This is a genomic window from Streptomyces ficellus (assembly GCF_009739905.1).
GTDB classification, from domain to species: Bacteria; Actinomycetota; Actinomycetes; order Streptomycetales; family Streptomycetaceae; genus Streptomyces; species Streptomyces ficellus_A.
On record NZ_CP034279.1, the window covers coordinates 6,914,801 to 6,941,199 of the forward strand.

A 26,399-nucleotide genomic window follows, 5' to 3' on the forward strand; every position below is an offset into this window, starting at 1 on the left:
GCAGCGCGCCAAAAGCGGGCCAGATCAGTTGGCCGACGTGTTCCGTGTCATATCGGCTGCCTCGGTGATGGCGCGCTGTCTGATGTCGCCGAACAGTTGCATCGTGACCGCGGCCAGGATGTCGTCCCCGCCAACAGTCCGCCCATCCCCACGGCGGGTGGACAGGGCGAAGACGGGGTCCTTGAGCGGCGGAGCGGGGGCTGGCTCGCCCGGCACCGTCAGATGGACCGTCCCGAACCGCTTGACCCCGCCCTCGCGGACGACCATGGCCGCGTCCCGGGCCAGGGCCGTCAGGAACACGCTCGCGATGCCGTCCAGGTCGCGGACCATCGCCGGGACCGCCCTCACCCCCCGGCTCTTCAGCAGCCTTCTCACCCCGGTCTCGAACCGGTGGGCGCCAGCCACACCACTCGGCGTACGCGTCCCGCGACGCTCGCGAAGAGACACGAGCACACCATCGGCGTTGCGCAGTTCGCCCATCAGGCCGTGGAAGGTCGGACTGTGCAGGTACCACGCCGATCCCACCTCCACCTCGATGTTCCGGTCGATCGCCGAGATGAGGTCCTGGGGAGTCAGTCTCTTCCTGACCTCCTCGGCCGCCGCGCTTCTCGCGCCCTCGATGATCTCCGTCAGCACGGTCCGCGTCACCGACGCGGCGGCCCATGCGGCCGACCGGGAGACGTGCAACGAGGTCACGTCCCTGAACACTGCTCTGACGAGCTGCGGCGTGAACGGCAGCTCGGTCACGACGGAAGCGATCTGCGGGCCGCTGCGCTCGGTGCGTCGGGGTTGTGCGGTCATCGAAGAACGTGCCTTCTGTTGTCGGAGGTGTTGGTGGCCCCTGCGTCACCGGGCGGCGTACCACAGAGCTCTGCGGAGGGCGCCGAGCCGACACAGGGCCTGCCGGGCGGGGACGCCGGCACACAGAGGTGCAGGCGCCCCGCCCGGATTCTTGGCGTTCCGGCGACACCGGGCATGCGGCAGGGGGTGCCACCGGGCGACGCGCTGTGGTGCGGCGCCGTGCCGGTCAGGCGACCTGGTACCTGCCGACTTCCAGGAAGTGGCGTGGTACTTCGGGGGTGTTGTCGTCCAGGGCGGCGTTGGCTGCCGCGCGCAGGGCCGGGCTGATGGACGAATCGGCGAGGATACGGACGATGGCGACGCGGTCGTCCTCGGCCTGGGCCATGCGGTAGCCGGTCTCCAGCCAGGCGCGCATCGCCACGGGGTCGTCGGCGTCCAGGAGGGCGTTGGCTTCTCGCGTCACACGTCGGCCGCTGTCCGGGTCGGCGAGGATCCGGACTATGGCCACCCTCAGGTCGTCGACGTCCGGCTCGTCCGCGGACGAGGACACCGCGGGCACCGACACCGCGGTCGGTGCCACCGTGGCCGCGAAGGACGGGGTGGCGAGCAGGAGGCCCGGGGCAAGGACGCCCGCGGCGATGCCGGGCGCTACGCGATGCAGTCGCAAGGGGAATGCTCCTCTTCGTACGCTACGGACATGAGTTGAGGACGCCTCAGGGCGTTCACTTCGGTGATGCTGCCACCTGGGTCTGACAGTGGCAGTCTCCCCGCTGCGGTCGCGGGGCACCGTCGCCGCGGACGTGGCCGCTGCTTCATGGCGACGCGCCGTCGAGAAGGGCGGCCGCGAGCACGGCTGGTGGCTGCCGGGCCATGATCGGGGCGAGACGATTCCCGGGGGCGATCGTGGTGCGGTCCCAGGGTGTGGTGGTGCGCGACGGGGCTCGGCTTGTCTGCCGGAACCGGGGCGGGCCTGCGGGAGCCGGTCGTGCCGCTGCACGGCTTGGCCGGTCATGCGGCTGAGCGGGAGGTGGTGGCTTCGCGGGCCTGGATCGGCGACCCGATACCGGACAAGCAGCCACCGCATGCTGCGGGCAGAACCCCGCCCGCCTCGTACGAGCCTTCTACGAGCGGCTGGACCGCCTCGCCGCACCCACCCGCGGGGCCGTGTCGCCGGTCTCACTGCTGTCACCAGGTTGTCAGGTGCGCTGCCCACCTCACGCGATCGGCCGGCCCCCGCTGGTGCGGCCCCAGTGCGGTTCCGCCATCGAGGTCTCGTGCCCGTCGGGCAGGACGGGAGCCGCCCCAGCGGCGGTGCCTGCCCGACGAGGCCCCGGTGGGCCGGGCCGCATTGCCGTCCGCCGCAACCTGGTCGTAGCGGTCCTGGAACGGCCGGAGAAGGGCGCACAGCTCCGTGCCGAGCTCCGTCTCCACCGCCTCCACCCGGTCCCGCGCCTCCCGCGCCACTTGCGCCCCGGGGGGTGGACAGCACAGCCGAGATGAGGTCCTCCGCCTTCGCGAAGGCCCCGGTGCCGGCGTGCCGCCGCACAGCACCCTCCACGCCCGGCGATGTGGCCAGGGGCGCCCACCGGGGGGTGTAAAGCGGCGGGCTGCGAGGAAGTCGGGAGAGACGAGTGAAACCGGGAGAAGGAGAGACATGAAGGACCGCGACCGCGACCACCAGCCCGAGACCGCCGCCGACGAGGTCCTGGACGAGTTCGAGGAGGCCGAGCTGCGGCTCGACGACGGCGGCCCCGACGAGCACGACAAGGAAGCGGCGGACACCCTGACACCGAGCGAGACGGCCCAGGAGTCGGTGCGGAAGGACGACCGTCGCGGGCGCTGAGACGCAGGCCCACGGGCGGGCACTCGTCCCGCCGGGGTCGGCGTTCCTCGGCGCGCCGCCCGGTGGTGTCCGTCCGCCGCGCCTCTGGAGCGGCTAGCCGGCCGACTGCGACGCGGCCGCCTCGGGGCGCAGGTCCGACAGGCCGAGGAGGTGTTCCGGCGGGTCCGGTACCGCGATGCGGCTGGTGACGCGCAGGTCGGCGCCCACGTGGAGCAGCTCGCCGGGGGCCATCAGCCTCCAGTGCGGGTTGTCGTCCATGCGCTCGCTGGCGACGACGACCGCCGGGCAGCCGGTCAGGTCGGTGGAGTGGACGCGCATCCTCCCCTCGGCGCCGCTGTGGTCGAGGTGCCGGTCGCCGTGGTGGCCGCCGGGCGGGCGGTTCAGGACGTACAGGCGGTGGGTGTCGGGATAGCGCAGGGCCCACAGCTCGTCCCGGGTGACCAGGACCAGGTTGAGGGCGTACAGCGGCAGATGGCGGGCGATCCAGCGGGCGGCGTGCCCGATCCCGGCGCCGACGTCGCCGCCGTGGGCCCGGATGCTCCGGGTGACCAGCGCGAAGAAGCGCTCCGAGTCGGTGTCACCGGTCACCAGGGCCCGGTCCTCGCCGAGCTGCGCGTCGAGCGCCTCCAGGTCCTCGACGACTCCGTTGTGGGCGAACAGCCGCCCCTCCTGGAGGAACGGGTGCGTGTTCCTGGCCGACAGGTCGCCGGTGGACGCGAAGCGCACATGGGCGAGGAACGTGGCGGAACGCACCGCCCGGGCCTCCTCGGCGAAGGCCCGGTCCTGGTAAGCGGCGATCGGCGCCTTGTCGACCCGTGGGGTGCCGTCGTCGTCGTAATGGCCGAGGCCCGTGCCGTCCGGGTCGCGCCGGCTCTGGTCCCGGAGGCTGTCCGGCGCGTCGAGCAGCCAGAACGTGGCACGGGTACGCCGAGGGGCGCTGCTCATCCCGAACAACCGGCACATGGCGGGACTCCATTCGGACGGACGGGCTGACGGACGGACACACGTACTGACGGATGGTCTGACGGACTGGTTGAAGGCCCGCCTACGGCTCAGTGGGGCCCGGCCGCCGGGGCTCCTTGGTCTCGGTGCCGTGGGCGAACCCGCCGGCGTCGCCGGCGTCCCGCTGCGGACAGGGCTGGCGCTCGAGCCGGGCCAGCACCCGGCGCAGGTCCTCCAGGAGCAGGTCGGCCAGGTCGTGCCCGAAGCCGTTGCGTACGACGATCCGCAGCACCGCGAGGTCCGAGCGGTTCTCGGGGAAGGTGTACGCCGGCACCAGCCACCCACGCTCGCGCAGCGCCGCGGACACGTCGTAGACGCTGTACGCGTCGACGCCCTCCCGGACCCTGAAGGCGAACACCGGCGCCTGACTGCCGTCGGTGACGAGTTCGAACGGCCCCAGCTCGGCGATCCGCCCCGCCAGCCGCATCGCGACGTCGCGGGACGTCTGCTGCACCCGGCGGTAGCCGTCGAAGCCCAGCCGGAGGAAGGTGTAGTACTGCGCGACCACCTGGGCGCCGGGCCGGGAGAAGTTCAGCGCGAAGGTCGGCATGTCGCCGCCCAGGTAGTTGACGTGGAAGACCAGGTCCTCCGGCAGGGCGTCGGCGTCCCGCCACAGCGCCCAGCCGACGCCGGGCATCACCAGCCCGTACTTGTGGCCCGAGGTGTTGATGGACGCCACCCGCCGCACCCGGAAGTCCCACTCCAGGCCAGGATCGATGAACGGGGCGATCATGGCTCCGGACGCACCGTCCACGTGCACCGGCACGTCGACTCCGGTGCGTGCCTCCAGATCGTCCAGCGCGGCCGCGATGGCGGCGACCGGCTCGTAGCTGCCGTCGAACGTCGAGCCCAGCACGGCGACGACGCCGATGGTGTTCTCGTCGCACAGCTCGACCGCCGCCTCCGGCGTCAGGTGGTACCGGTCGCCCTCCATGGGCACGTAGCGCGGCTCCACCTCGAAGTAGTCGGCGAACTTCTCCCAGCAGATCTGCACGTTGACGCCCATGACCAGGTTGGGCCGGTCGGCGGGTTTGCCGGCGGCGCGGCGCGCGTGCTGCCAGCGCCGTTTGAGCGCCAGCCCGGCCAGCATCGCCGCCTCGCTCGAACCGGTCGTCGAGCAGCCGACCGCCCGGTCCGGTTCCTCGGCGTGCCAGAGGCGGGCCAGCATGTGCACGCACCGCGTCTCGAGCTCCGCCGTCTGCGGGTACTCGTCCTTGTCGATCATGTTCTTGTCGGCGCACTCGGCCATCAGGCGCTGGGCCTGCGGGTCCGACCACGTACTGACGAAGGTCGCCAGGTTCAGCCGGGCGTTGCCGTCCAGCATCAGCTCGTCGTGCACCAGCTGGTAGGCGGTGTCGGGCTCCATCGGCCCGTCCGGCAGGGCGTGGCGGGGCACCGAGACGGGCTCGCGGCTGAAGAGCGGGTTGAGCTGGAGGTCGCGGCTGCGCCGCACGTTGTGCCGGGAACGGTTCACAGGATTGAGGGGCATCGCTCGGCGTCCTTCCACACGGATCGGCCCGTGCCTTCATGCGGCATTCCCTCCGTTCGGCACCAGGCCCGCCGGCCGGTGCCATTCCCCCCGGAATGGACCAACCCCGACGGCCGCCGGTGCGGCGCGGCGCGGAGGCCGCCACCCTGGACGGGGAACAGCCGCCTCGGCCGCCATCGGCCGGTGTCACCGGACGCGCGGCCCCCGCGGGAGGCCGTGGCCGTGGCGGTGGCGCGTCAGGTCCCCGCCCCGTACCGGCGCAACGCCGGTCTCGCCCGACGCGCGGCGCCCGCCCTGCACCCGGCGCAACACCGCTGCCCCCGCGCGTAGTTGACCCGGCCCCACACGGTGGTACGCGCTACGCCCCGACGAGCCGGTGGGCGGCCGTGCGGGCGGTGCGCAACGCCGCCGCGCGGTCGGTGCCGTGCTGGTTGAGCACGACCCGGGTGCTCAACCCGTCCAGCAGCGCCAGCAGCATGTCCGCGCGGTCCGGGATCTCCGCCTCGGGCACGGCGAAACGCCCCTGGGCGGCGCCCCTGGCCAGCAGGGTCACCAGGTCGGCCTGCCACCCGCGGTCCAGCTCCTCCTGGGCCGCCCGCAGGGGTCCCTCCCCGGTCGTACGCGCCCACAGCTCGATCCACACGGTCCAGCGCGGGTCGCGCGGGCCGCGCGGCAGGTACAGCTCCAGGAACTGGTCGAGCTTCCGGTCCGCGGTCGTGCGGCGGGCCAGCAGGGAGCGCCGCTCCTCGGTGAGCGCCGCCTCGCTCCAGCGCAGCGCCTCCAGCAGCAGCCGGTCCTTGCTGCCGAAGTAGTACAGGATGTGGCCGCCGCTGGTGCCGAGGCGTTCGGCGAGCGCCGCCATGGTCAGGGCGGCCAGGCCGTCCTCGGCGATGGCCGCCATCGCCCCTTCGAGGATCCGTTCCTCGGTGACGCGGCCGTCCCGCCGGCGAGCCGTCCCCTTGCCCGGGCCCGTGCCCGGCCCCGTCCCGGCGCCCCTTCCCGGCCCGGTCGCCGACCCCGCTCCCGTTCCCGACCCCGTGCCCGACCCCGTCCCTGCCACTGTCCGGCCTCCACCGTCCTGCCCGTCCTGCCCGCCCTGCCAGTGTGCCCCCGCTCGGCAGGACCCTATCCCGCTCGGCGACGGGTGCCGCCGCGTCCGGAGGCGGATGCGCTTCGCGCCCGGATCGTGGCGGGGTCTTGACGGGTCTGCCGCCATGCCTCATCTTGAATGCCATTCTAACTTCTAGAACGGCATTCAAACTTTGAGGAGGGGGCGTATGGTGACCGGACTCGGCACAGGAGTCGCGAACGACGAGGTCTTCCACGTCGAGACGCACGGGATCGACCCGATCCCCGACAGCGACCGGCACGGCAGCCCCAAGGACCTGTTCTGGCTGTGGTTCGGGTCGAACCTGACCTTCACCTACGTCATCAACGGCGCTCTCGCCGTCGCGTTCGGCCTGTCCTTCTGGCAGGCCACCGCCGTCGTCGTCATCGGCGGCCTCGCCTTCTTCGTCGTCAGCGCCGCCGGACTCAGCGGTGTACGCACCGGGACCGCGACCCTGGTCATCTCACGTGCCGCCTTCGGCCACACCGGCAACATCCCCGCCGGCTTCCTCAACTGGGTCGTCAGCATCGGCTACACCATCGTCAACACGGTGGTGGGCACCCTCGCACTGGAGTCGTTCTTCACCGCGCTCGGGTGGACGGCCCCGGGCGACACGGGCCGCGCCCTGGCCCTGCTCATCACCCTGACCCTGACCTTCGCGGTGGCCATGTGGGGCCACGCCACGGTCCAGCTCGCCGAGCGCTGGCTGGCCTACGTCCTGGCCGCCGGCTTCGCCGTCTTCCTCCTCTTCACCCTCCCCGCCGCCGACCTCGCCGCCCCCGCGGCCGCCGGCGCCGGCGCGTCCGCCTGGAGCTGGGCGCTCGTCGTCGCGCTCGCCGGTCCCTTCTCGTACCTCCCGATGCCCGCCGACTACACCCGCTACCTGCCCCGGGACACCTCGCTGCGCGCCCTCACCTGGACCGGTGCGCTCGGCGGGTTCGTCTCCTCCGTGGCGCTCGGCGTCGGCGGTGTGGCCGCCGCGACCGGCACCGACATGACCGACGCGGTGGCGGGCGCCGCGGGTCTGCTGCCGGGCTGGTTCCAGCCGCTGTTCCTGATCCTCGTCCTCGGCGGATCCGTCACCAACTCGATCATCACGCTGTACTCCTCCGGCCTCAACCTCCAGGTCCTCGGCATCCCGTGGCACCGCGCGAAGGCGCTGCTCATCAGCGCGGCCGTCACCGCCGCCGGTTCGCTGGGCGCCCTGTTCCTCGCCGACTTCACCGAGTCCCTCCTCGGCTTCCTGTCCCTCCTGATCATCGTGTTCGCCCCCTGGAGCGGCGTCTTCCTCACCGACATGCTGCTGCGCCGCTGCACGTACGACACCGAGGCCCTGTGCGCCGGCCGGTCCGGCGCGTACGGATACCGCTCCGGCTACCACCCCGCCGGAATGGCCGCCCTCCTCACCGGCCTCGTCTTCGCCGCTCTCACCTGCGACTCGGAGCTGTGGACCGGGCCGCTCGTCGAACCCCTCGGCGGCGCCGACCTGACCCCGCTCGGCGCCGTGGTCGCCGGACTCGCGTACTGGGCCCTCACCCGCCGCACCCCGCACCGGCCCCAACCGGCCCCCCTCCCGTACTGACCACACCACCCACCCCGACAGGAGCACCCCGCCCCATGCCCACCCCCACCACCCCCGCCGACCTGGTCGTGCTCGGCGCCCGCGTCCACACCGTCGACCCCCGCCTCCCCGAGGCCGAAGCCCTGGCGGTACGGAACGGCCGCATCGTCCACGTGGGTACGGACGCGGACACCGCCGCGTGGACCGGCCCCGGAACGCGGGTGATCGAGGCCCGCGGACGGCTGGTCGTGCCCGGTTTCATCGACGCCCACAACCATGTGCGCCTCGGCTCCGACGACGCCTGCGTCCAGCTCGCTGGCGCGACCGGCCTCACCGAGATCCACCGGCGGGTCACCGCCTGGCTCGCCGACCACCCCGGGGCCGACTGGATCGAGGCCGAGGCCTTCGACTACTCCGCCATCCCCGGCGGCCGCATGCCGCACGCGCACGACCTCGACCCCGTCACCGGCGACCGCCCGGCGATCGTCCTCAGCTACGACGTCCACACCGCATGGCTCAACACCGCCGCCCTCCGCCGGCTCGGCATCGACCGCCACCGTACGAACCTGCCCTTCGGCGACGCCGACACCGATCCCGTCACCGGCGAACCCACCGGATTCGTCCGCAACTTCGCCGTCAAGGGCCTCTCCCGCGACGGCCACCGCGCGCTCCGGGACCTCGGTGTGCCCTGGGCGTCCCCGAACCGGCAGTACGGGCGGCTCCTCAGCAGCCTCGACGACGCCATCCGCTTCGGCATCACCACCGTCGTCGAACCCCAGAACTCCCTCGACGACCTCGCCCTGTTCACCCGCGCCCGCGCCGAGGGGCGCCTCGCCTCCCGCCTCGTCGCCGCCCTCTTCCACCCGCGCGGCACCACCGACGCCGACCTCGACGCCTTCGAGGCCGCCGCACGGCGCTTCGACGACGACCGCATGCGCGTCGGGCCGCTCAAGCTGTACATCGACGACGTCGTCGAACCGCGCACCGCCGCCCTCCTCGAACCGTACGCCGGCTGCCGCCACCACCGCGGCGACACCTACTACCCGCCCGAGGAGTTCGCGGACCTCCTGGCCCGCCTCGACGCCCGGGGCTTCCAGTGCTTCGTGCACGCCACCGGCGACCGCGGCATCCGCACCGTCCTCGACGCCGTCGCCCACGCCCGCGAGGTCAACGGCCCGCGCGACGCACGCCACCAGATCGTCCACGTCGAGTGCCTCGACCCCGACGACGTGCCGCGCTTCGCCGAACTGGGCGTCGTGGCCTGCATGCAGCCGCGCCACTGCGCGCCCGAGATCGCCGGCCCCGGCCAGGACTGGGCGGAGAACGTCGGGGCGTCCCGCTGGCACAAGGCGTGGCCCATGCGCAGCCTCCACCGCGCGGACGCGGCCCTGGCGTTCTCCAGCGACTGGAACGTCGCCGAGATGGACCCCATGGTGGGGCTCTACACCGCCGTCACCCGGCGCCCCCTCGCCGGGGGCGAGCCGTGGCGCCCGGAGGAGACCGTCGACATCGCCACCGCCGTGTACGGCTACACGATGGGTTCCGCGTACGCCAACTTCCTCGAACACGACCTCGGATCACTGACCGTCGGGAAGCTGGCCGACTTCGTCGTCCTCTCCCGCGACATCCTCGACGCCCCGCCCCACGACATCCCCGGCACCGTGGCCGAGACGGTGGTCGTCGGAGGGGAGGTCGTGCACACCGCGTGAGGCGGGCCGGGGCGCCGGTCGTGCGTCTCCGTACCCGCCCGGGCACCCAACGCGACGGCGGCGGCCGCAATGAGCCACCGCGGGCAACGGGTTTCGCGCGGACCGGTGCGCCGCCCCCGTCGTGCCGGTACGGTCCGCCCATGGACGACTTCGAGTTGACCAAGGGCATCGACGCATGCGCGCGACCCGACCAGTTCGTACGACTCAGGCTCGCCGCCTACGACGCGGCCGCGGACGCCGGCATCTCCTGGGCCCTCAAGGCCCAGGCGCCCCGCCGCGCCGAGGTCCGGATCGCCCGCGAACTGCACCAGGACATCCAGGCGGCCCGCGTCGCCTGGAACGCGCCCGAGACCACCGACGGCAACTGGCCGCAGCTCGTGGGCAGACTGCACAGCCTGCTCCACATCAGTCATCTCATACCCGCGCTGCTGGAGACCAGCGCCGACCAGGACCTCGACACCGACCTGGTCCAGGCACTGCGCTCGGCCGCCGTCATGTGCGCCGGCTTCGACCGCGCGCTGTCGGAGCTGGAGGAAGCACTGCGCGGCGCCCCCGGCACCGGCGACGGCCAGGACCCCGACCTCCTCGCGGTCGCGTCCCGGCACGCGCTGACCGCCCTGCTCCTGCTGGACAAACAACTGCTCTCCAGGATCACCGCCCGGGCGGGCGCGTCATAGCGACTTCTTCGACACGACGCGCCCCCCGACCGGAAGGACACTCCCTAGACCGCGGGGCCGGCGAGGTGGCGCCCGGGGCGGTGGCGGATGCGGGCGGCCAGGGCCGCCACGTCGTCCTCCGCCCCCTCGGCCTCCAGCCGGGCGACGACCTCGTCGAGCAGCTCCTCCACCCCGGCCCCGGCCGGCAGGCGCAGTCCCGCCAGCCGGTCCAGCGACACGTCGATGTCCTCGCCGCGCCGCTCCACCAGACCGTCCGTGAACAGCAGCAGCGTCTGGGACGGTGCGAGGTCGCGGGTGACCAGCTCGTACCCCCCCACGCCCGTACCCAGCGGCGGCCCGACCGGCAGGTCCACCAGCTCCCCGGTGCCGTCCGCGCCGAACAGCGCCGGCGGGAGGTGGCCCGCGCCGGCGAACGCCGCCCTGCCGCGCGCCGGGTCCACCCGGACGAGCAGGCAGGTCGCGGGCCGGCGGTTGCCGTCCCCGGTGACCGCGGCGTCCAGCTGGCGCAGCACCCGGTGCGGGGGAAGGTCCGTCGAGGCGACGTACCGCAGCATCGACCGGTAGGCGTTCATGTCGACGGCGGCGTCCAGCCCGTGCCCCATGACGTCGCCCATGACCAGCAGGGTGCGCCCGTAGTGCAGGCGCACCGTCTCGAACCAGTCGCCGCCCACCAGGGCGCCGCCGCCGGCGGGCAGGTACCGGGTGGCGAGGTCCAGGTTCGGGTGCGGCCGGCCGGGCTCCGCCAGCAGGGCGCGCTGGAGGTTGAGCGCGGTGCCGTACGTCGCCGCGTGCCGCCGCGCGTGCCCGAGGTGTACGGCCGCGAGACGGGCCGCGCCCTGCAGGGCCGCCGTCTCGTCGTCGGTGAACGCGCCACTGGCGCGCACGGCGAGCAGCACGCCGTACGGGTGACCCCAGGCCGTCACCGGGACGGCCACCGTTCCGCGTGGGCCGCGTGGGCCGTACGGGTCGTACGCCGGGGCGGTGTCCGCGACGGGCCGCTCCTCCTGGAGCGCGCGGAGCGCCCGGGCCCGTCCGTCGCCGCGCGGGGCACCGTCCGGCGCGAGCAGATCCGCCCGGCCGGCCGTCGCCGCGCGGACCCATGCGGGTCTCGTGCCGGGCCGGAGCACGGGAACGTCCTCCGCCAGCAGGTCCACCGCCGCGGCCTCGCACAACCGGCCGCACACGAAGGCGGCCAGTTCCGCGCACGTGGTCCGCTCGTCGAGGCTGCTGCCGATGGTCTCGACGGCCTGTTCCCACATCCCGAGCCGGGCCGCGACCGGGAAGTCCGGGCCGCCCGGCGGGATCGCGGGCTCACTGCCCCTGCTCAACGGCACCACCTCGACGACAGGAGCCGGTCCCTCCAGTGTGGCGGCAAACCCGCCGGACGGCGCCCCGGTGCCCACCGTCCCGGCGCACGCCGTCCGCCCACGCCTACCGGCGCCCCGCGCGCCGCGTGAGGAACCCGCGTGCGAAGCGACGCAAGGACCGGCGCACACCCCGGCGCACCGGCCTCCCGGCGGGCAGCGCCCGCTTCCCGGCACCGCCCAGCGGCACCCGCGGCAGCAAGTACCGCATCCGGCCGGTCTCCAGCACGCAGAACGGTTCGCCGCCCATCTCGCGTGGCCGGCTCACGATGACGCGCAGCGGGCGCGGCGGGTCGCCGGGGAACTCCGCGGTCACCGTTCCGGCCCCCGACCGGTCCGGCCCGTACGCCACGGCCTTGCCGTCCACCAGCACCTCGAACCCGCCGGACGCGCCCAGGAACTGGACCGTGACGGAGTGACCGTCCTGGTCGACGTGGAAACGGGGGCCGAGGGCCATGTGCGCCTCCCGGGCCGCGAGAGAGGCCGTGGGTCCGTCTCTCCAGCGTAACGACGCGCCCACGCCCGGCGCGAAGCACGTGGCGCGGGAGAATCCGCACACCGGCTGCCGGGCGCCGACGGCGGGGTGCCGACTCCGGGGCACCGACCGCGGGCGCCGACCGCGCGGGTGCCGGAGACCGCGCGGCGCCGAACACCGGCTGCGCGACGAACACCGGCCGCGCGGCGCCGAACACCGGCCGCGAAGCCGGACGGCCGGCGGCACGCGCCCGCACAAGGGGTGTGCGAGGCGCGCCGCCGGCCGGGGGAGCCGGGGCGGGGGAGAGCCCTAGCGCCGCAGTCCATCCAGCGGACGCAGGTCGTCGTCGCCGAGGGCGCGCCCCTCGCCCTGGGGCTCCGGGCTGCCGGTGTTGCCGTACGACTGCGTCGAGAAGTTGCCGTTCTGCGTGCTCACCGCGCGGTCGCCGGTCGCACCGGCCAGGGGGGCGGCGGCACCGAGGACGGCGGCGGCGAGACCGGCGGTGGCCAGCACCTTCTTGATCATGGTTCGTTCCTTACGTCGAAGCGACCGGGGTCCGGCCTGGTAACGGCCGGGCGGCGGCGGACGTATGCCGCATTCACCCGTTTGCCGGGCGGGCCGGTCGCGCCGTCGGCGGGCCGGGCGCCTCAGTCGTCGACGCGCTTCAGGACCTCGCCGAGGTCGACGAACGTGAAGTCGGTGCCCTCCCGTCCGCCGGTGACCGGCGCGTTGTGGCCGTCCTGCACCACCAGCAGCCCGTGCGGGTACTTCCGGCCGAGCGGGGCGTTGAGGACGGCGGCGCCGTCGCACTCCTCCGAGCCGTCGACGCCACCACCGGCTGCCGCGGTGACCCGGAAGCCGCCCTCGTACGCGTTGTCGTCCGACGGCTCGCGGTCGTAGAGGGCGAAGGTGTCGTCACCCTGGCTGGAGGCCAGGAGCAGCCCGTCGCCGTCCGCCTCGGTGAGCAGCGCGAGGCCCTCGACGTCGGCGGACAGGCGGGAGCCGCCGAAGCCCGGGTCGGCGCCCGGGGCGCACTCGTCGCTCTCCTCGTCGTACACGCCCGGTACGCCGTACTCGCGGACCCGGTCGACGAGTACGGGAGCGGCGCCCGTCAGGTCGGCGCGCACGCGCCAGATGCCGACGTCCTCCTGCCCCGCGTACAGCGTGCCGTCGGCCGGGTCGACGACCATGCCCTCGACCTGGGGGAGTTCGTCCGGTTCGCCGCACGGCGTCCAGGACGTGCCGTCGGGCAGCCGGAAGGAGGAGGGGAGGTCCAGGCTGCGCACCTTCCGGTAGGTGACCGTGCCGGCCGGGGTCGGCAGGAGCTCCAGCAGCGCGACGGTGGTGCGGCCGCGGCGGCTCACCAGGGCGTACGAACGGCCGGTCGCGGTGTCGGTCCAGGTGGCGAGCCCGTACGCGGTGTGCTGGTCGTTGATGTCGTCCTGGTCCGCGGAGAAGACCGGCGGGGCGGCCGGGTCGGTGATGTCGGTGAGCGGGCCGGTGGCGCGGCCGGGTGTGATGCGGTGGAAGCGCAGCCGGTCGTGGCCGCGGTCGGTCGTGACGGCCACGTCCGCCCGGCCGGAGGGCAGCCGCAGGCGGTGGACGAGGTCGACGTTGTTGAAGCGGCCGGGGGCGTCGCCGGGCCCGGCGGGCGGGGGAGCGGGCAGCGACTGGACCAGCCGCGCGTCCAGGTCGTAGACCCGCAGGCCGCCCTCCTTGGCGGTGGCGATGACCAGGCTGCGGCCGGGGTGGGCGGCGTCGCGCCAGATCGCCGGGTCGTCGGCGTCGGCGTTGCCGCCCTCGGCGTCGTCGTACAGCGGGGCGGTCTCGGCGCGCGGCTCGACGCCGGGCAGCGGCCTGCCGGAACGGGTGGAGTGGGCGCCCCCGGGGTGACCCGCTTCGGCGCCGGTACCAGCGGCTTGGGCGCCGGCCGGGAGGGCGCCGGCCCGGTGCGCGGCGGCGGGGTGCGCGGGGACGGTGGCGGTGAGCGCCGCGAGGGCGGTACCGAGCACGAGGGTGGCCGACCGGACGGGACGGTACCTGAACACGAGGACCCCTTGTTGTCGGGAGCATGGCAATGCGGTGCCGATCCTGGGGTCACCCGGTGACCGGTCGGCCTACGCCGGGTGTGGCTCCCGTGAACTCCTCGCGTCGCGGCCCGCCGCCGCTCAGGTGGGGACGCCCCGCGCGGGCGTCTCGGCGGGTGCCTCCTCCGGCACCCGCACGGGCCCGGGCGCCGGCCCGCCGGGCTCGAACCCGGCCAGCATCCGCTCCAGCTCCCGCTGGTCCGGGCCCACGAAGGGATCCGTCCCCGGCGCGGAACTGATCGTGTCGAGCATCCGGGACGTGAGGCCGCCGGCCACCGGCAGGTGCGTGCTCAGGACCACCTCCGGGTCCATCTCCCGCAGCGGCTGCACGGTGGCGAGGTACTTGCCGACGTCGACGGTGTGCACCCACGGGCTGTCGACGCTGGCCCACAGCAGCTGCGCGGCCCGCAGCTGTTCCGGGACGAGCGCGCCCGCGTCGTCGCCCTCGGCAAGCTCCGCGCTCGGCACGGGAGCGCCGAAGCAGTCCGAACTGAAGCAGGCGCGCGCCCGGTCGTCGTAGAAGCCGACGGTCGCCGGGTTGTCGAAGAGCGGCGGCCGGAACGCCCTGAGCGTGCGGTCACCCACGTCCAGCGACTGGCCCGGGTTCAGCAGGAACACCCGCTCCTGGGGCAGCGGCCGCTCGGTGGACATGATCCCCGCACCGAGGAACGTGGTGACGACCCGCGCCTGCGGAGCCGCGTCCAGCAGGGCGAAGATCCCTCCCGTGTGGTCGCGGTCGGGGTGGGTCAGCCAGATCCACCGCACGTCGGCCGGGTCGATCGCCGAGCCGACCGCGTCCAGGAAGTTCCGGTCGGGCAGACTCAGCCCCGTGTCGACGACCACCGGTTCCGTGGCGTGCAGGACGAACGCGTTGACGCAGAGGAATCCGATGCCGGGTACCTCCAGGGAGTCCGCGAGGACGGTGATGTCACGGCCGACTCTGTGCATGGTCATGGTGGATCTCCCGTGCCCCCAGCGGTGAACAGGCTCGCGGCCGGCGACGGGGAGGCGCGAACCCCCTCCGGGCTCCCCACCTTCCATGGTGTGCCCGCCGGACCCCACCCGCACCCGGGTCGCGCACCGGGGTCACAACCGGTGGCTCACCGGCGTCACGCACCGGCGTCGCGGCCCCGGGTCCGGGCCTCCGGGGCCGCGAGCGTACCCCCGCGAGACCCGAGCAGGTACGCGGGCGATCAGCCGTTTCGCCCACCGGCGTGCGCCCCGGCCGGTAAGGAGGCACGGTGGCAGGACGGAGAGGAGCGGTGATGGGCGGCGCAGAGGGGACCCCGGCCCGCGGTGGCGCGGCGGGCGGGCCGCAGCCGTCGTCGGCGGAGGGGCTGCTCGACGTCCTGGGCGTGGCGGCCGTCGTCCTGGACGCGGACGGGCGCATCGTGCTGTGGAGCCCGCAGGCCGAGAAGCTGCTCGGCTACACCGCCGAGGAGGCCCTCGGCCAGTACGCCGCGCACCTCCTCGTCGCGGAGGAGAACTTCGGCTGGGTCGTCGACCTCTTCGAACGGGTGATGAGCACCGGCGCCTGGTCGGGCGAGTTCCCCGTACGGCACAAGGACGGCAGCCGGCGCGTCCTGGAGTTCCGCAACATGCGGCTCCTGGACGACCGCGGTGACTACTACGCCCTGGGCCTCGCCACCGACCAGGCCACGCTGCGCAGGGTGGAGCGGGACCTGGCGCTGTCGGTACGGCTCGTGGACCAGTCGCCGATCGGCCTGGCCGTCGTGGGCACGGATCTGCGGTACGTGGGCGTCAACGCGGCCCTGGAGCGGCTCGACGGGCTGAGCGCCGGCCAGCACAAGGGGCGGCGGGTCGCCGAGGTCCTCTCGTTCGCCGACGCGGAAGCGGTCGAGGAGGCGATGCGGACCGTCCTGGACAGCGGCGTACCCCTGCTCGACCGCCAGCTCGTGGGGCGGACCCCGGCGGATCCGGACACCGATCACGCCTGGTCGGTGTCGTTGCACCGGCTGGAGGACGTGGGCGGCCGGGTCCTGGGGCTCGCCATCTCCGTGATCGACGTGACCGACCGGCACCGCGCGGCCACCGAGGCCGAACGGGCCCGCGACCGCCTGGCGCTGGTCGCCGACGCGTCGGTACGCATCGGAACGACGCTCGACCTGGAGCAGACCGCCCGCGAGCTGGCCGACGTCGCCGTGCCCGAGCTCGCGGACGTCGCCGCGGTGGACCTCCTGGACACGGTGCTCGAAGGACGCCCGGCCCGCATCGCCGCCGACGGGCCGGCCGTCATCCGGGCGCTGGCGGTGGCCGCCGCGTACCCGACGGTCGCGGTCCGGGCCGCCGACCCGCCCGGCGAACCGGCCCACTACAGCGCCGACCGGCTCGTCACCCGCTGCGTGCGGACCGCCCGCCCGGTCATGGTGGCCGAGGTCGACGACGCCGCCCTGTCGTGCATCGCCAGGGACCGGCACTCAGCCGAACTGCTGGCCGAGTCGGGTCTCCACTCGTACCTCGCGGTGCCCCTGATCGCCCGGGGCGAGGTGCTGGGCGCCCTCGACCTCAAACGCGCCCGCAACCCGTACCCCTTCACCGAGGACGACGCCCTGCTCGCGAGCGAACTCGCCGCCCGGGCGGCCGTGTGCATCGACAACGCCCGCCTGTTCCGCAGACAGCGGGAGACCGCGCTGACCCTCCAGCGCAGCCTCCTCCCCGAAACCCCCGGCCACCTCGTCGGGCTGGAGGTGGCGTCGCGCTACCAGCCGGCCGGCGCGGGCAGCGAAGTGGGCGGCGACTGGTTCGACATCATCCCCATGGACGACGGACGCACCGCCCTCGTCGTGGGGGACGTGATGGGCAGCGGCATCAACTCCGCCACCACCATGGGCCGCCTGCGCACCGCCACCCAGACGCTCTCCCGCCTCACCCTCGACCCCGCGGAGGTGCTCCGCCACCTCGACGAGATCACCGCCGGCCTCGAACCCTCCCTGGCCACCTGTGTGTACGCCGTCTACGACCCGCACCGCGCCCAGTGCTGCCTGTGCACCGCCGGCCACCCGCCGCCCGTCCTGATCCGCGCCGGCGAGGGCCCCCGGCTGCTCGACCTCCCCACCGGCGCGCCCCTCGGCGTCGGCGGCGTCCCCTTCCGCGACGTCACCACCGAACTCGCCCCGGGCGACCGGCTGGTGTTCTACACGGACGGACTGGTCGAGACCCGCGACCAGGACATCGACACCCGCCTGTACCGGCTCCTCGACCTCCTCCGCACCCCGGACCCGACGCTGGAGGACACCTGCGACCGCCTCCTGCGCGAACTGCGCAACGGCGGCAACCAGGACGACGTCGCCCTCCTCGTCGCCCGCGTCCGCTCCCCCAACGACCGACTCTCCACCTCCGGCCCGGCGTGAACCGTTGCGAGGAACCCATGAGGGGAACCTCGCGGGGGCCCGTGGGACGGGTCGGTGGGACGGGCCGTTACTGATGGCGGTTCGCGGCGTTGGTCTGGCTATGACCAAGTCTCAGCGTATTCTCGCCGCCCTTGCCGTGGCCGCCGGTGCTTCCGTCCTGTCGGCGCCCACCGCGGGGGCGGCCATCGTGCCCGCTCCGGGGCCCCAGGGGCCGTCCGTCCTCGACCGGGTCGACGACCTCGCGTCGATCGCCGTCGCTCCCGAGCACCGCTCGAAGGTTCCGACCGTGACGGAGCAGTTCGGCGGGCTCGACGGGCTCCAGCGCCTCGGTGAGGCACGTCAGCTGATCGAGCCGGTCGCGCCGGTCATGGGATTCCTCCCGGTGAGCTGACCACCGGCGCTCCCCACCCGCCGCGGGGAGCCGGGTGACTCGGTCCGGTTACTCGAACCGGGCCGTGTCGCCCGCGCCCCGGCGTACGATCTCGGCCTCGCCGCCGGAGAAGTCGATGACCGTGGTCGGCTCGGTGCCGCAGTCGCCCGAGTCGACCACCGCGTCCACCACGTGGTCGAGACGCTCCTTGATCTCCCAGCCCTGCGTCAGCGGCTCGTCCTCGTCCGGCAGGAGCAGCGTGCTCGACAGCAACGGCTCACCGAGTTCGGCGAGCAGCGCCTGCGTCACCACGTGGTCCGGGATCCGGACGCCCACGGTCTTCTTCTTGGGATGCATCAGCTGACGCGGCACCTCCTTCGTCGCCGGGAGGATGAAGGTGTAGCTGCCGGGCGTCGCCGCCTTGACCGCGCGGAACACATCGTTGTCGACGTGCACGAACTGGCCCAGCTGCGCGAAGTTCTCGCACACGAGGGTGAAGTGGTGACGGTCGTCGAGGTCGCGGATCGACTTGATCCGGCCGATGCCGTCACGGTTGCCGAGCTGGCAGCCCAGGGCGAAACAGGAATCCGTCGGGTAGGCCACGAGCGCGCCTGAGCGGATGATGTCGACCACGTTGCTGATCGTGCGCCGCTGGGGGTTCTCGGGGTGCACGTCGAAGTACTTCGCCATCCACCGAGCCTACGCGATCCGGCCACCCGCACCGGCCCACCCGGGACCGCCCCGCCGCCGGGTCACCGGATGAGCGCGCCGCGTACGGGGCTCACCCGAGGAACACCTCGCCCACCGGCAGCAACTCGGGCCGTTTCGCGGTGCGGCCGTCGCCGGAGGACCGGCCGCGCAGGCGCCGCCCGAGCCAGGGGCCGAGGAACGAGGCCACCCAGCGCAGTTCGGCACCCGCGGCGCCCAGGGCCGTCGACGACGCCCGCGGGGGCAGCGGGAGCGCCCAGGCGTCGTCGGCGCCGGGCAGCCGGACCGCGTGGGCGACCGCCGCGGCGATCCGGTCGTGGCCGAGGGGACAGGCGTGGAGACGGTCCGGGGTCCACAACCGCGGGTCGGTGGCGACGGGCTGCCGGGCGGTGTCGGCGACCGTGACACCGTGCCGGGCGGCCGCGGCGCGGATGCGGTCGTTCAGGTCGAGCACACGGGGCCTGAGCGGCCGGGCGAGAGGCGCGATCCGCCCCATGTCGGGAAAGGTCAACGTCACCACGTGCGCCCCGGAGGCCGACAGCGCGGCGAACATCTCCTCCAGGTGCCCGGCCACCTCACCGGCGTCGAAGCGCGGCCGGAGGATGTCGTTGACCCCGGCGACCACGGTGACGATGTCGGGGCGCAGCGCCAGGGCCGGCTCCAGCTGTGCGGCCCGGACCTGGCCCGCGAGGCGGCCCCGTATCGCCAGATTGGCGTACTGCAGACCGGGGTTGACGGCCGAGAGGCGCTCGGCGAACCGGTCCGCCCAGCCCCGCAGGCCCAGCGCGTCGTCCCCGTCACCCACCCCCTCGGTCATGCTGTCGCCGAGGGCGACGTAGCGCAGGTACTCACCGTTCGGCATGCGCGGTCCGCTGCCTCTCCCGCAGTACGTCCGCGATCCGCACGCACCAGTCGCGGTGCTCCCGCTCGAAGGCCAGACCGCGCAGACACGTCAGGTACGGCCCGATCCGCTCCCCGTGCAGCAGGAACTCCTCCTCGTCCGCATTCCCGCGCAACTGCCGCAACAACGCGCCCAGGACGTCGATCTTCGCCTCGGCCATCGCCGCCCGCTCCCGGAGCTGTTCGATCACGACCCCGGTGCCGATGCGGTCCGCGCTCTGGACCTTGACGAGCAGGTCGTCGCGGATGAACGAGGGCTTCGCGGTGGCGGCCGCGAACGCCTCCAGCTCCGCCCGACCCGCGTCGGTGACCCGGAACAGGCGCTTGTTGGGCCGCGTTTCCTGCACCACCTGACGCCCGGCGACCAGGCCTTCCTTCTCCAGCCTGGCCAGCTCGGTGTACAGCTGCTGCGGCAGGGCGTGCCAGAAGTTCGCCACGCCGATGTCGAACACCTTCGCCAGTTGGTAACCGCTGTACTCGCCGTCGAGCAGCGCCGCCAGCACGGCATGCCGCAAAGCCATCGGGACGGCCCCCTTCCCTTTCGTTGCCCGCCACTGCATCATACTCAAAAAAGTGACTAGTCACATTGTTGAGTAGTCGAGAGTCGGTGCGAGGACGAGGGGAAGCGGTCATGGACGTCACAGCAGCCACGGAGGCCACGGAGGCCACGGAGAAGACGGTCGAGCGCTTCCGCGACGCGGTGGAGGAGCGTGACCTCGCCGTACTGGACGAGCTGTTCACCGAGGACATCCGCCTCTACAGCCCGGTCAAGTTCACGCCCTTCGAGGGCAAGGCCATGGTGACGGGGCTGTTCGGCGTCCTGCTGCGCACCTTCGAGGACTTCCGTTACGTCGGGCACTTCGCGGGGGCCGCCGAGACCAGCGGTGACGACGGGGAGGCGCCGGCGATGGTGTTGCTCTTCCGTGCCACCGTCGGTGGCAAGCGGATCCACGGCATCGACCTGCTGCACTTCGACGGGGCGGGCCGGGTCAAGGAGTTCACCGTGATGGTCCGTCCGCAGTCAGCGGTGCACGCGCTGGGAGAGGCGGTCCTCGCCGGCCTGGTCGCCGACGGCCTCGCCCCGGCGTCACCCTGACCAGCGGTCCGGGACGCGGGGGAGTGGGGGCGGCGGGCGTCCCGGCGGCGGGAGGCTGCCGGGACGGGCCGCACGGTGAGGCGTGGTGGTTCAGGCGTCGTGGTTCACTTGGCCGGCGCCTGGTAGAGGCCACGGCCGGCACGGCGTGCGCGGGAGGTGGCGACGAGCCGGTCGAGGGTGCTGCGCACGGTGTTGATGGCGCCGGAGGTGTCGTCGCGGCCGAGTTCCTTCGCGACGTCCCGGGCGCGCACGGGAGTGTCACCGCTGCGGGCGAGGATGGCGGCGACCTGCTCGGTGAGGCCGCCGGTGCTGTCGGCCGCCGGGGTGGTCTCCTTGACCACCGGCTTCTTGGCCTTCGCGGTCTTCGCAACCTTCGCGGCCGTGGCGGCCTGCTTGGCCTTCGCCGCCTGCGCGGGTTTGGCGGGAGCGGCCTTCTTGGCCGGGCGGGCCTTGGCGGCGGACTTGCCGGCGGGCTTCGCGGCCGACTTGGACGCCGGCTTGGCGGACTTCCTGGCGGTGGTCCGGCGGCCCGTGGCCGCGGAGCGGGACGTGCGCTGTGCCGGCACGTCCGCCGCGGTGACCTGGGCCTCGGCCTCCGCCTCCGGTGCCTTCGCCGGCTCCTCGTCGGCCGCCGGGACCTCGTCCGGGGGGGTCTGCTCCTGCTCGGGGGCGTCGGCCGGTGCGTCGTCGGCCACGGTGGTGGCCGGCACGTCCTCGGTGGCGGCCGGCGCTTCGGCCCGCGGGGCCGGGACGGCGGAGGTGGACAGGGCCTGGAGCGCGGTCAGCGCGCTGCGAATGGACTCGAGCCGCTCGGTGACGGCGGCGAGGTCCTTCTCCAGCGCCTGCTGGTGTTGTTCGAGTTGGGGGAGTTCTTCCTTCAGCAGGGCGGTGGTTGCCTCGATGTTGCCTGCTGCGCTGGCCGGAATGGGCACGTGTCCTCCTACGGGGGTGCACGGCGTTCGTGCAGGACGGGAACTGTGCCGAAGAGTACGGCCGCGGCGTTGTGTCAAGCAAACAAGCGGTGACCGTTGCCTTGCGGGCCAACGCGAGCGCCGGCACCTGCCCTTACGCCCGGCCAGGCCAACTGTTGTGCCATGTACGGGCGTTGGGGAGGAACGACGAACCGCGACGGGATCAGGTGGTGTTCCGTACGCGAGCCGCCGCCCGTTCCGCTTCGCGGATGACGGAGTCGGTGTCGACCCCCAGGAGTTCACCCCGGGACTTGAGCATCCGGCCGTCCACGAACACATGACTGACGTTGGGCGGCTGTCCATTGAGCACGATCTGACCGACCCAGTCGAAACGCGGTGCGAAATTCAATGTGCTCGGGTCGAGTACGACCACATCCGCGCGTTTCCCGGGGGTGAGCGAACCGATGCGGTCGGCCATGCCGACGCACTCGGCACCACCGAGCGTCGCCATGCGCAGCACCGCGGGGATCGTGGGATGCACTCCGGCATCCCGGTGCAGCGCCCGTTGCAGCCCGACGGCCGCCTTCATCACGCCGAACATGTCGGAGGTGTCGTTGGTTCCCCCGTCATGGCCGAGCCCCACCTTCACCCCGCGCTCGTGCAACGCCGGAAGCCGGATGATGCCCGAGGCCAGGCGCATGTTGCTCAGTGGACAGTGGGCCACGCGGACGTCGTGCTCGGCGGCCATCGCGATCTCGTCGTCCGTCAGGTGGATGGCGTGGTTCATCAGCAGGCCGGGGCCGAACGCCCCCGCCAGGCGCAGCGCCCGGACCGGGTCGTCCCCGCGGTCGCTGTGGTGCTCCAGGACGTGGGAGTTCAGCATCACCCCGAGGTCCCGGGCCAGTTCGCCGCAGCGGCGCAGCCGGCTCACGGTGGCCATGCCGGCGTGGGTCGCCACCTGCGCCGAGGCGAGCGGCAGCGGGTCGAGCAGTTCCTTCTTCACCCGCGTGACGAGGCCCGCGCCACCGTCGGTCTCCATCATCGCGTACACGAAGCGCAGCCCGGAGGCGTCCAGGGCCCTGACGTACCGCTCGCTGGTGTCGTACGGAATCGGGTGCACCCAGTCCACGACGGTGGTGACCCCGGCCTGGAGGGCGTCGAGTGCGGCGAGGCGGACGAAGTGGTACATGTCCGGGGCGTCGATCCGGGCGAGGGTCGGGCCGTTGCACGAGGCGAGCCAGCCGTACAGGTCCCGGTCGCCGCAGCCGCCGCGGATGCTGGACTGCCACAGGTGGTTGTGGATGTCCACGAAGCCCGGCAGGACGATCCGCCCGCCGACGTCCAGCACGCGGTCCCCGGGGCGGGCGGGCAGCCGCCGCCCCACGGCGGCGATCCTCCCGTGCCGCAGCAGGAGGTCGGCGTGCCGCAGGATGCCCAGGGGCCCCTCACCCACCTCCGGGTCCATGGTCAGGAGCAGTTCGGCCCCGCGGAGCAGGGTGGGGGCCGGCCGTTCCGGTCCGTCGGCGGGCCGTGGGCCGCGCCCCGCGGCCGGGGCAGCGCCCACCGCGAGGGGGACGCTGCCCAGGCCGGCCAGCACGCTGCGGCGGCTCGGTTCACGTGACTCCGTCATGCAAGTGGTATCCCGCGCGCCTCACCTCGCGGCAAGCGTGAATTCCGGCCAACGGTAATGGAATTCCACTTTCATTTACCGCTCAGCGCAGGGCCGCCGCCGACGGGACGACGACGCCGTACAGGTCGGCGATCGTCGCGAGCGCACCGTGGTGCAGTTGTTCGGCCGGTACGTCCGCGACCGGCGTCCGCAGCGGCCGGGTCGCGCAGGCGTCGGCGACGACCGTGGGCCGGTATCCGCGCAGGAACGCGCTGGCGGCCGTCGCGGCCACGCACATGTGGGTCATGAACCCGGCGATGACGACGTCCTGGTGACCGGCCGCGTCCAGGTGCGCGGCGAGGTCCGTGCCGGCGAACGCGTCGGGCACCGTCTTGACGACGACCGGCTCGCCCTCGGCGGGCGTCACCCGGTCGTGAACCTGGCCGATTTCCGTCCGGATGTCGTACGGGGTGCCTTCGCCGCCGTCGTTGACGACGTGGACGACGTTCGCGCCCGCGCTCCTGGCGTGCGCCAGCAGCCCGGCGGCCGAGGCGAGAGCGGACCGCCATCCCGCGAGCTCCATCACGCCGCGGGTGTAGGTGTTCTGGTAGTCGACCAGGATCAGCGTCGCACCGGGGAGCGACGCCGGAGTCTGATCAAAGCCGTTGAGGTCCCGCAGAGTTGTCACAGGCATGGCCGCACCTTTGCGTGGTCGGGTCGAATGGCCGGTCGTGCCATCGCGCGATGACGTGTTCGACGCTACGACCCGCTCACCGTGGCGGCAATGTCGGGTAACTTGCAGATACGGACATCGCCGACCCGACCGACCGGACGGAACTCCTGTGAGCGACACGGAACGGCTCATCGTCGTCCTCCTCTTCGACGGCGTCGATCTGCTGGACGTCACCGGCCCGCCGGAGGTCTTCTCACTGCTGCGCCGTGAGACGGACGGGGCGGACGGCTCCGCCGGCTACCGGGTCGTCCTCGCCGCCGAGACGCCCGGCCCGGTCACCACCGCCGCCGGGGTCCGTGTCCTGCCCGATCTCACCTTCGGCGAAGCGGCCGGCAGGAGCATCGACACGCTGATGGTCCCCGGCTCGGTGGAGGTCGACGAGCGGGGCCGGGTCCGCGCCCTCGCCGACCCCACCGTGGTCCACTGGGTGAAGACACTCGCCGCCCGGTCACGGCGCGTCGCGTCCGTCTGCGTCGGGGCGCACCTCCTCGCCGCCGCCGGCCTGCTGGACGGCAAACGCGCCACCACCCACTGGTCGACGGCACAGCAGCTCGCCGCCGACCACCCGGCCGTCGAGGTCGACGCCGACCCCATCTTCATCCGCGACCACGACGTGTGGACCGGCGCGGGCATCACCGCCTGCCTCGACCTCTCCCTCGCCCTCGTCGCCGAGGACTTCGGCGAGAACATCGCCCTGCGGGTCGCCCGCCAGCTCGTGATGTACCTCAAACGACCCGGCGGGCAGAGCCAGTTCAGCGTGCCCATCGAGCCGGTCTCCACCACCCGGCGCATGGACGACATCCGCCACCACATCACCCGCAACATCACCGGACCCCTCACCGTCCCCGACCTCGCCCGGCACGCCCACATCAGCGAGCGACAGCTCACCCGGATCTTCACGTCCGAACTCGGCACGACCCCGGCCGCCTACATAGAGGCGGCCCGCGTCGAAGTGGCCCGCAACCGCCTCGAATCCACGGACGACACACTCGACCGCGTCGCCTCCGCCGCCGGGTTCCCCACCACCGACACCCTCATCCGCGCGTTCCGCCGGCAACTCGACACGACCCCGACGGCGTACCGCAAACGCTTCCGGTACGCGGGCCAGGACCCGCCCGGCGGCCGCGGTCAGCGGTGAGGCGTCCAGCCGCGCCGACCGGAGCCGCCCACCGCATGGCCGGTGACCGCCGTGCGGCCCACCGCCGCGGCGAGCTTGCGCAGCCGGCGCCAGTCGAGCGGCGGCTGCGCCTGCGGGACCCCGGGCCGTAGGCGCGGCACCCGGACCCGTAGCGCCCGGGGCGCGATGCGGCAGTGGACGGGAGCGGGCAGGACGAACGCCTCGCCGTCGATGCCCACGTCGATGGCCGGACGGTCCGCCTCGACGACCACCTCGTGGGCCGTCAGCACCGTCAGCCCGCTCGCCTCCGGGTCCAGCAGGAGCCCGGCCGCCTCCGCCGCGTTGTCCACCCGGATGCCCAGGACACCGAGCACACCGGAGTCCAGACGCTCACGGCGGCCCAGCCCGGCCGGGTCGTCCCTGCGGTAGGGGTTGTTGCTCACCAGCACCGCCTGCGGGTCGGTGAGCGTCCGGCCCGCCGCGCGGGCGGTCAGCCGCGGCCCGCTCTGGCCGGTGAGCAGCTCGGGCAGCAGACCCAGCGCCGTGCCCACCTTGTCGTCCCGGTACGCCGGGTCCTGCACGACCGTCCCGTACACACCGAACGAGACGTTGTTGACGAACGGGTGACCGCCGGCGAAACCGAGGTCCACATGCAGTTCGACCCCGTCGGTGAGCGCGTCCAGGCAGGCGGCCGGGTCCTCGCGGTCCAGGCCCAGGTCCATGGCGAAGTGGTTGCGGGTGCCCGCGGAGACGACCAGGAACGGCAGCCCGTGCTCGGCGGCGACCGCGGCCACCAGCGCCTGCGTACCGTCACCACCCGCGACCCCCAGCAGGTCCGCGCCGTCCGCGACCGCCTCCCGGGCCAGCTGCGTGACGTCACGCCGCTCGTCCGCGTCGAGCAGCACCACCCGCGCCCCGAGCCGCTCCGCCTTCTCCCGGAGCCCGAACCGCTCCACCTTGGCACCGCCCGAGCGGGGGTTCATCACGAGGAACGGCCGCAGCGGGGGCGGGGTGCGGTGCTCCTTGACCCGTACCGGCCGCAGACCGGTGCTGCGCAGCGCGTAACGCCCGCTCCAGACGGCCAGCACCCACAGCGTGAGGGAGAGCAGGACCACCCACAGCAGGTTCGCGGCGTCGAACATCGCGATGACGGCCAGGGGCGCCGTCACGGCGAGCAGCACGGCCGCCGCCCGGGGCGCACCGCGCCGGGTCAGCGTCCACCACAGGCCCGCCACCGTCACGGCCAGGCCCGCCGCACCGGTCAGGAGCAGCAGCACGCCCCCGAGGCCCCCGTACAGCAGGGGCAGCAGCACGGCCAGCGTCACCGCCGCCAGGGACGCCCTGGCCGACCACCGCTGCTTGCGGTGGGCCCGCTCGCCGGCGTACCACTCGACCCCCATGGGTCCTCCCCTCGTCCGCGGACATCGTAGGAGCCCGGGGCGGGCCCGGCCCACCGGAGCCGGGGCGA

The 26,399-nt window shown here is 73.5% G+C and carries 25 protein-coding genes; 8 read left to right on the top strand and 17 right to left on the bottom strand.

What is annotated here, in order from left to right:
• Positions 1-24: 24 nt before the first annotated feature.
• Positions 25-801 (bottom strand): hypothetical protein, encoded by a 777-nt coding sequence (locus EIZ62_RS31080; RefSeq protein ID WP_156695986.1) that lies wholly within the window; start codon positions 799-801, stop codon positions 25-27.
• 226 nt (positions 802-1,027) lie between these two features.
• Positions 1,028-1,468, bottom strand: a complete 441-nt coding sequence (locus EIZ62_RS31085; protein ID WP_156695987.1) for an ALF repeat-containing protein — start codon at positions 1,466-1,468, stop codon at positions 1,028-1,030.
• A gap of 987 nt (positions 1,469-2,455) precedes the next feature.
• Between EIZ62_RS31085 and EIZ62_RS31090 the strand changes: the two genes are divergently transcribed.
• The gene (locus tag EIZ62_RS31090; RefSeq protein ID WP_156695988.1) at positions 2,456-2,644 is read left to right on the top strand and encodes a hypothetical protein; all 189 of its coding nucleotides are present in this window, start codon (positions 2,456-2,458) and stop codon (positions 2,642-2,644) included.
• A 93-nt stretch (positions 2,645-2,737) separates the two neighbouring features.
• Here the strand turns inward: EIZ62_RS31090 and EIZ62_RS31095 are convergent, their stop codons facing one another.
• From EIZ62_RS31095 to EIZ62_RS31105, 3 genes are all read right to left on the bottom strand, one after another.
• The gene (locus EIZ62_RS31095; RefSeq protein ID WP_156695989.1) at positions 2,738-3,607 is read right to left on the bottom strand and encodes a class II glutamine amidotransferase; all 870 of its coding nucleotides are present in this window, start codon (positions 3,605-3,607) and stop codon (positions 2,738-2,740) included.
• An 82-nt stretch (positions 3,608-3,689) separates the two neighbouring features.
• Complete coding sequence (gene gad / locus EIZ62_RS31100; RefSeq protein ID WP_156695990.1) at positions 3,690-5,135, bottom strand: glutamate decarboxylase; 1,446 nt, start codon at positions 5,133-5,135, stop codon at positions 3,690-3,692.
• Positions 5,136-5,493: 358 nt separating this feature from the next.
• A complete protein-coding gene (locus tag EIZ62_RS31105) occupies positions 5,494-6,051 on the bottom strand; it encodes a TetR/AcrR family transcriptional regulator (protein ID WP_280117775.1) in 558 nt (185 codons plus the stop codon).
• 361 nt (positions 6,052-6,412) lie between these two features.
• On the opposite strand from EIZ62_RS31105, the gene EIZ62_RS31110 reads away from it, so the two are divergent.
• From EIZ62_RS31110 to EIZ62_RS31120, 3 genes are all read left to right on the top strand, one after another.
• The gene (locus EIZ62_RS31110; protein WP_156695992.1) at positions 6,413-7,825 is read left to right on the top strand and encodes a purine-cytosine permease family protein; all 1,413 of its coding nucleotides are present in this window, start codon (positions 6,413-6,415) and stop codon (positions 7,823-7,825) included.
• Positions 7,826-7,860: 35 nt separating this feature from the next.
• Positions 7,861-9,513 carry an amidohydrolase gene (locus EIZ62_RS31115; RefSeq protein ID WP_156695993.1) on the top strand — a complete coding sequence of 551 codons (1,653 nt, stop codon included), beginning with the start codon at positions 7,861-7,863 and terminating at the stop codon, positions 9,511-9,513.
• Positions 9,514-9,653: 140 nt separating this feature from the next.
• On the top strand, positions 9,654-10,190 hold the full coding sequence (locus tag EIZ62_RS31120) for a hypothetical protein (RefSeq protein ID WP_156695994.1): 537 nt from the start codon (positions 9,654-9,656) through the stop codon (positions 10,188-10,190).
• Between the two features lie 44 nt (positions 10,191-10,234).
• On the opposite strand, the gene EIZ62_RS31125 is transcribed toward EIZ62_RS31120, so the two are convergent.
• From EIZ62_RS31125 to EIZ62_RS31145, 5 genes are all read right to left on the bottom strand, one after another.
• Positions 10,235-11,449 (bottom strand): PP2C family protein-serine/threonine phosphatase, encoded by a 1,215-nt coding sequence (locus EIZ62_RS31125; RefSeq protein WP_156696695.1) that lies wholly within the window; start codon positions 11,447-11,449, stop codon positions 10,235-10,237.
• Positions 11,450-11,621: 172 nt separating this feature from the next.
• The gene (locus EIZ62_RS31130; RefSeq protein ID WP_156695995.1) at positions 11,622-12,011 is read right to left on the bottom strand and encodes a hypothetical protein; all 390 of its coding nucleotides are present in this window, start codon (positions 12,009-12,011) and stop codon (positions 11,622-11,624) included.
• Between the two features lie 327 nt (positions 12,012-12,338).
• A complete protein-coding gene (locus tag EIZ62_RS31135) occupies positions 12,339-12,554 on the bottom strand; it encodes a hypothetical protein (RefSeq protein ID WP_156695996.1) in 216 nt (71 codons plus the stop codon).
• 122 nt (positions 12,555-12,676) lie between these two features.
• Positions 12,677-14,077, bottom strand: a complete 1,401-nt coding sequence (locus EIZ62_RS31140; protein WP_156695997.1) for a phytase — start codon at positions 14,075-14,077, stop codon at positions 12,677-12,679.
• A 120-nt stretch (positions 14,078-14,197) separates the two neighbouring features.
• Positions 14,198-15,070: an MBL fold metallo-hydrolase gene (locus EIZ62_RS31145; RefSeq protein WP_156695998.1), complete on the bottom strand. Its 873-nt coding sequence runs from the start codon at positions 15,068-15,070 to the stop codon at positions 14,198-14,200.
• Between the two features lie 311 nt (positions 15,071-15,381).
• On the opposite strand from EIZ62_RS31145, the gene EIZ62_RS31150 reads away from it, so the two are divergent.
• Together EIZ62_RS31150 and EIZ62_RS31155 are read left to right on the top strand one after the other, a co-directional pair.
• The gene (locus EIZ62_RS31150) at positions 15,382-17,487 is read left to right on the top strand and encodes a SpoIIE family protein phosphatase (RefSeq protein ID WP_156695999.1); all 2,106 of its coding nucleotides are present in this window, start codon (positions 15,382-15,384) and stop codon (positions 17,485-17,487) included.
• Positions 17,488-17,587: 100 nt separating this feature from the next.
• Positions 17,588-17,878: a hypothetical protein gene (locus EIZ62_RS31155; RefSeq protein WP_156696000.1), complete on the top strand. Its 291-nt coding sequence runs from the start codon at positions 17,588-17,590 to the stop codon at positions 17,876-17,878.
• Between the two features lie 48 nt (positions 17,879-17,926).
• Here EIZ62_RS31155 and EIZ62_RS31160 read toward each other — a convergent pair whose 3' ends face one another.
• The 3 genes from EIZ62_RS31160 to EIZ62_RS31170 all read right to left on the bottom strand — a co-directional run bounded on the left by EIZ62_RS31160 (position 17,927) and on the right by EIZ62_RS31170 (position 19,986).
• Positions 17,927-18,547, bottom strand: coding sequence for an L-threonylcarbamoyladenylate synthase (locus EIZ62_RS31160; RefSeq protein WP_156696001.1), 621 nt, complete (start codon positions 18,545-18,547; stop codon positions 17,927-17,929).
• Positions 18,548-18,638: 91 nt separating this feature from the next.
• The gene (locus tag EIZ62_RS31165; protein WP_156696002.1) at positions 18,639-19,427 is read right to left on the bottom strand and encodes an SGNH/GDSL hydrolase family protein; all 789 of its coding nucleotides are present in this window, start codon (positions 19,425-19,427) and stop codon (positions 18,639-18,641) included.
• The gene (locus EIZ62_RS31170) at positions 19,414-19,986 is read right to left on the bottom strand and encodes a PadR family transcriptional regulator (protein WP_156696003.1); all 573 of its coding nucleotides are present in this window, start codon (positions 19,984-19,986) and stop codon (positions 19,414-19,416) included. The genes EIZ62_RS31165 and EIZ62_RS31170 overlap by 14 nt, the downstream gene beginning before the upstream one ends.
• A gap of 110 nt (positions 19,987-20,096) precedes the next feature.
• Here EIZ62_RS31170 and EIZ62_RS31175 point away from each other — a divergent pair, with 110 nt between their 5' ends.
• On the top strand, positions 20,097-20,561 hold the full coding sequence (locus tag EIZ62_RS31175; RefSeq protein ID WP_156696004.1) for a nuclear transport factor 2 family protein: 465 nt from the start codon (positions 20,097-20,099) through the stop codon (positions 20,559-20,561).
• 104 nt (positions 20,562-20,665) lie between these two features.
• On the opposite strand, the gene EIZ62_RS31180 is transcribed toward EIZ62_RS31175, so the two are convergent.
• From EIZ62_RS31180 to EIZ62_RS31190, 3 genes are all read right to left on the bottom strand, one after another.
• Positions 20,666-21,493 (bottom strand): hypothetical protein, encoded by an 828-nt coding sequence (locus tag EIZ62_RS31180; RefSeq protein WP_244376060.1) that lies wholly within the window; start codon positions 21,491-21,493, stop codon positions 20,666-20,668.
• A gap of 202 nt (positions 21,494-21,695) precedes the next feature.
• Entirely contained in the window at positions 21,696-23,102 is a 1,407-nt protein-coding gene (locus EIZ62_RS31185; RefSeq protein ID WP_156696005.1) for an amidohydrolase family protein, read from the bottom strand.
• A gap of 82 nt (positions 23,103-23,184) precedes the next feature.
• Entirely contained in the window at positions 23,185-23,775 is a 591-nt protein-coding gene (locus tag EIZ62_RS31190; protein WP_156696006.1) for a cysteine hydrolase family protein, read from the bottom strand.
• A 148-nt stretch (positions 23,776-23,923) separates the two neighbouring features.
• Between EIZ62_RS31190 and EIZ62_RS31195 the strand changes: the two genes are divergently transcribed.
• Complete coding sequence (locus EIZ62_RS31195; protein ID WP_167536450.1) at positions 23,924-24,952, top strand: GlxA family transcriptional regulator; 1,029 nt, start codon at positions 23,924-23,926, stop codon at positions 24,950-24,952.
• Here EIZ62_RS31195 and EIZ62_RS31200 read toward each other — a convergent pair.
• Positions 24,943-26,331: a diacylglycerol/lipid kinase family protein gene (locus EIZ62_RS31200; RefSeq protein ID WP_156696008.1), complete on the bottom strand. Its 1,389-nt coding sequence runs from the start codon at positions 26,329-26,331 to the stop codon at positions 24,943-24,945. The genes EIZ62_RS31195 and EIZ62_RS31200 overlap by 10 nt on opposite strands.
• Between the last annotated feature and the right edge of the window lie 68 nt (positions 26,332-26,399).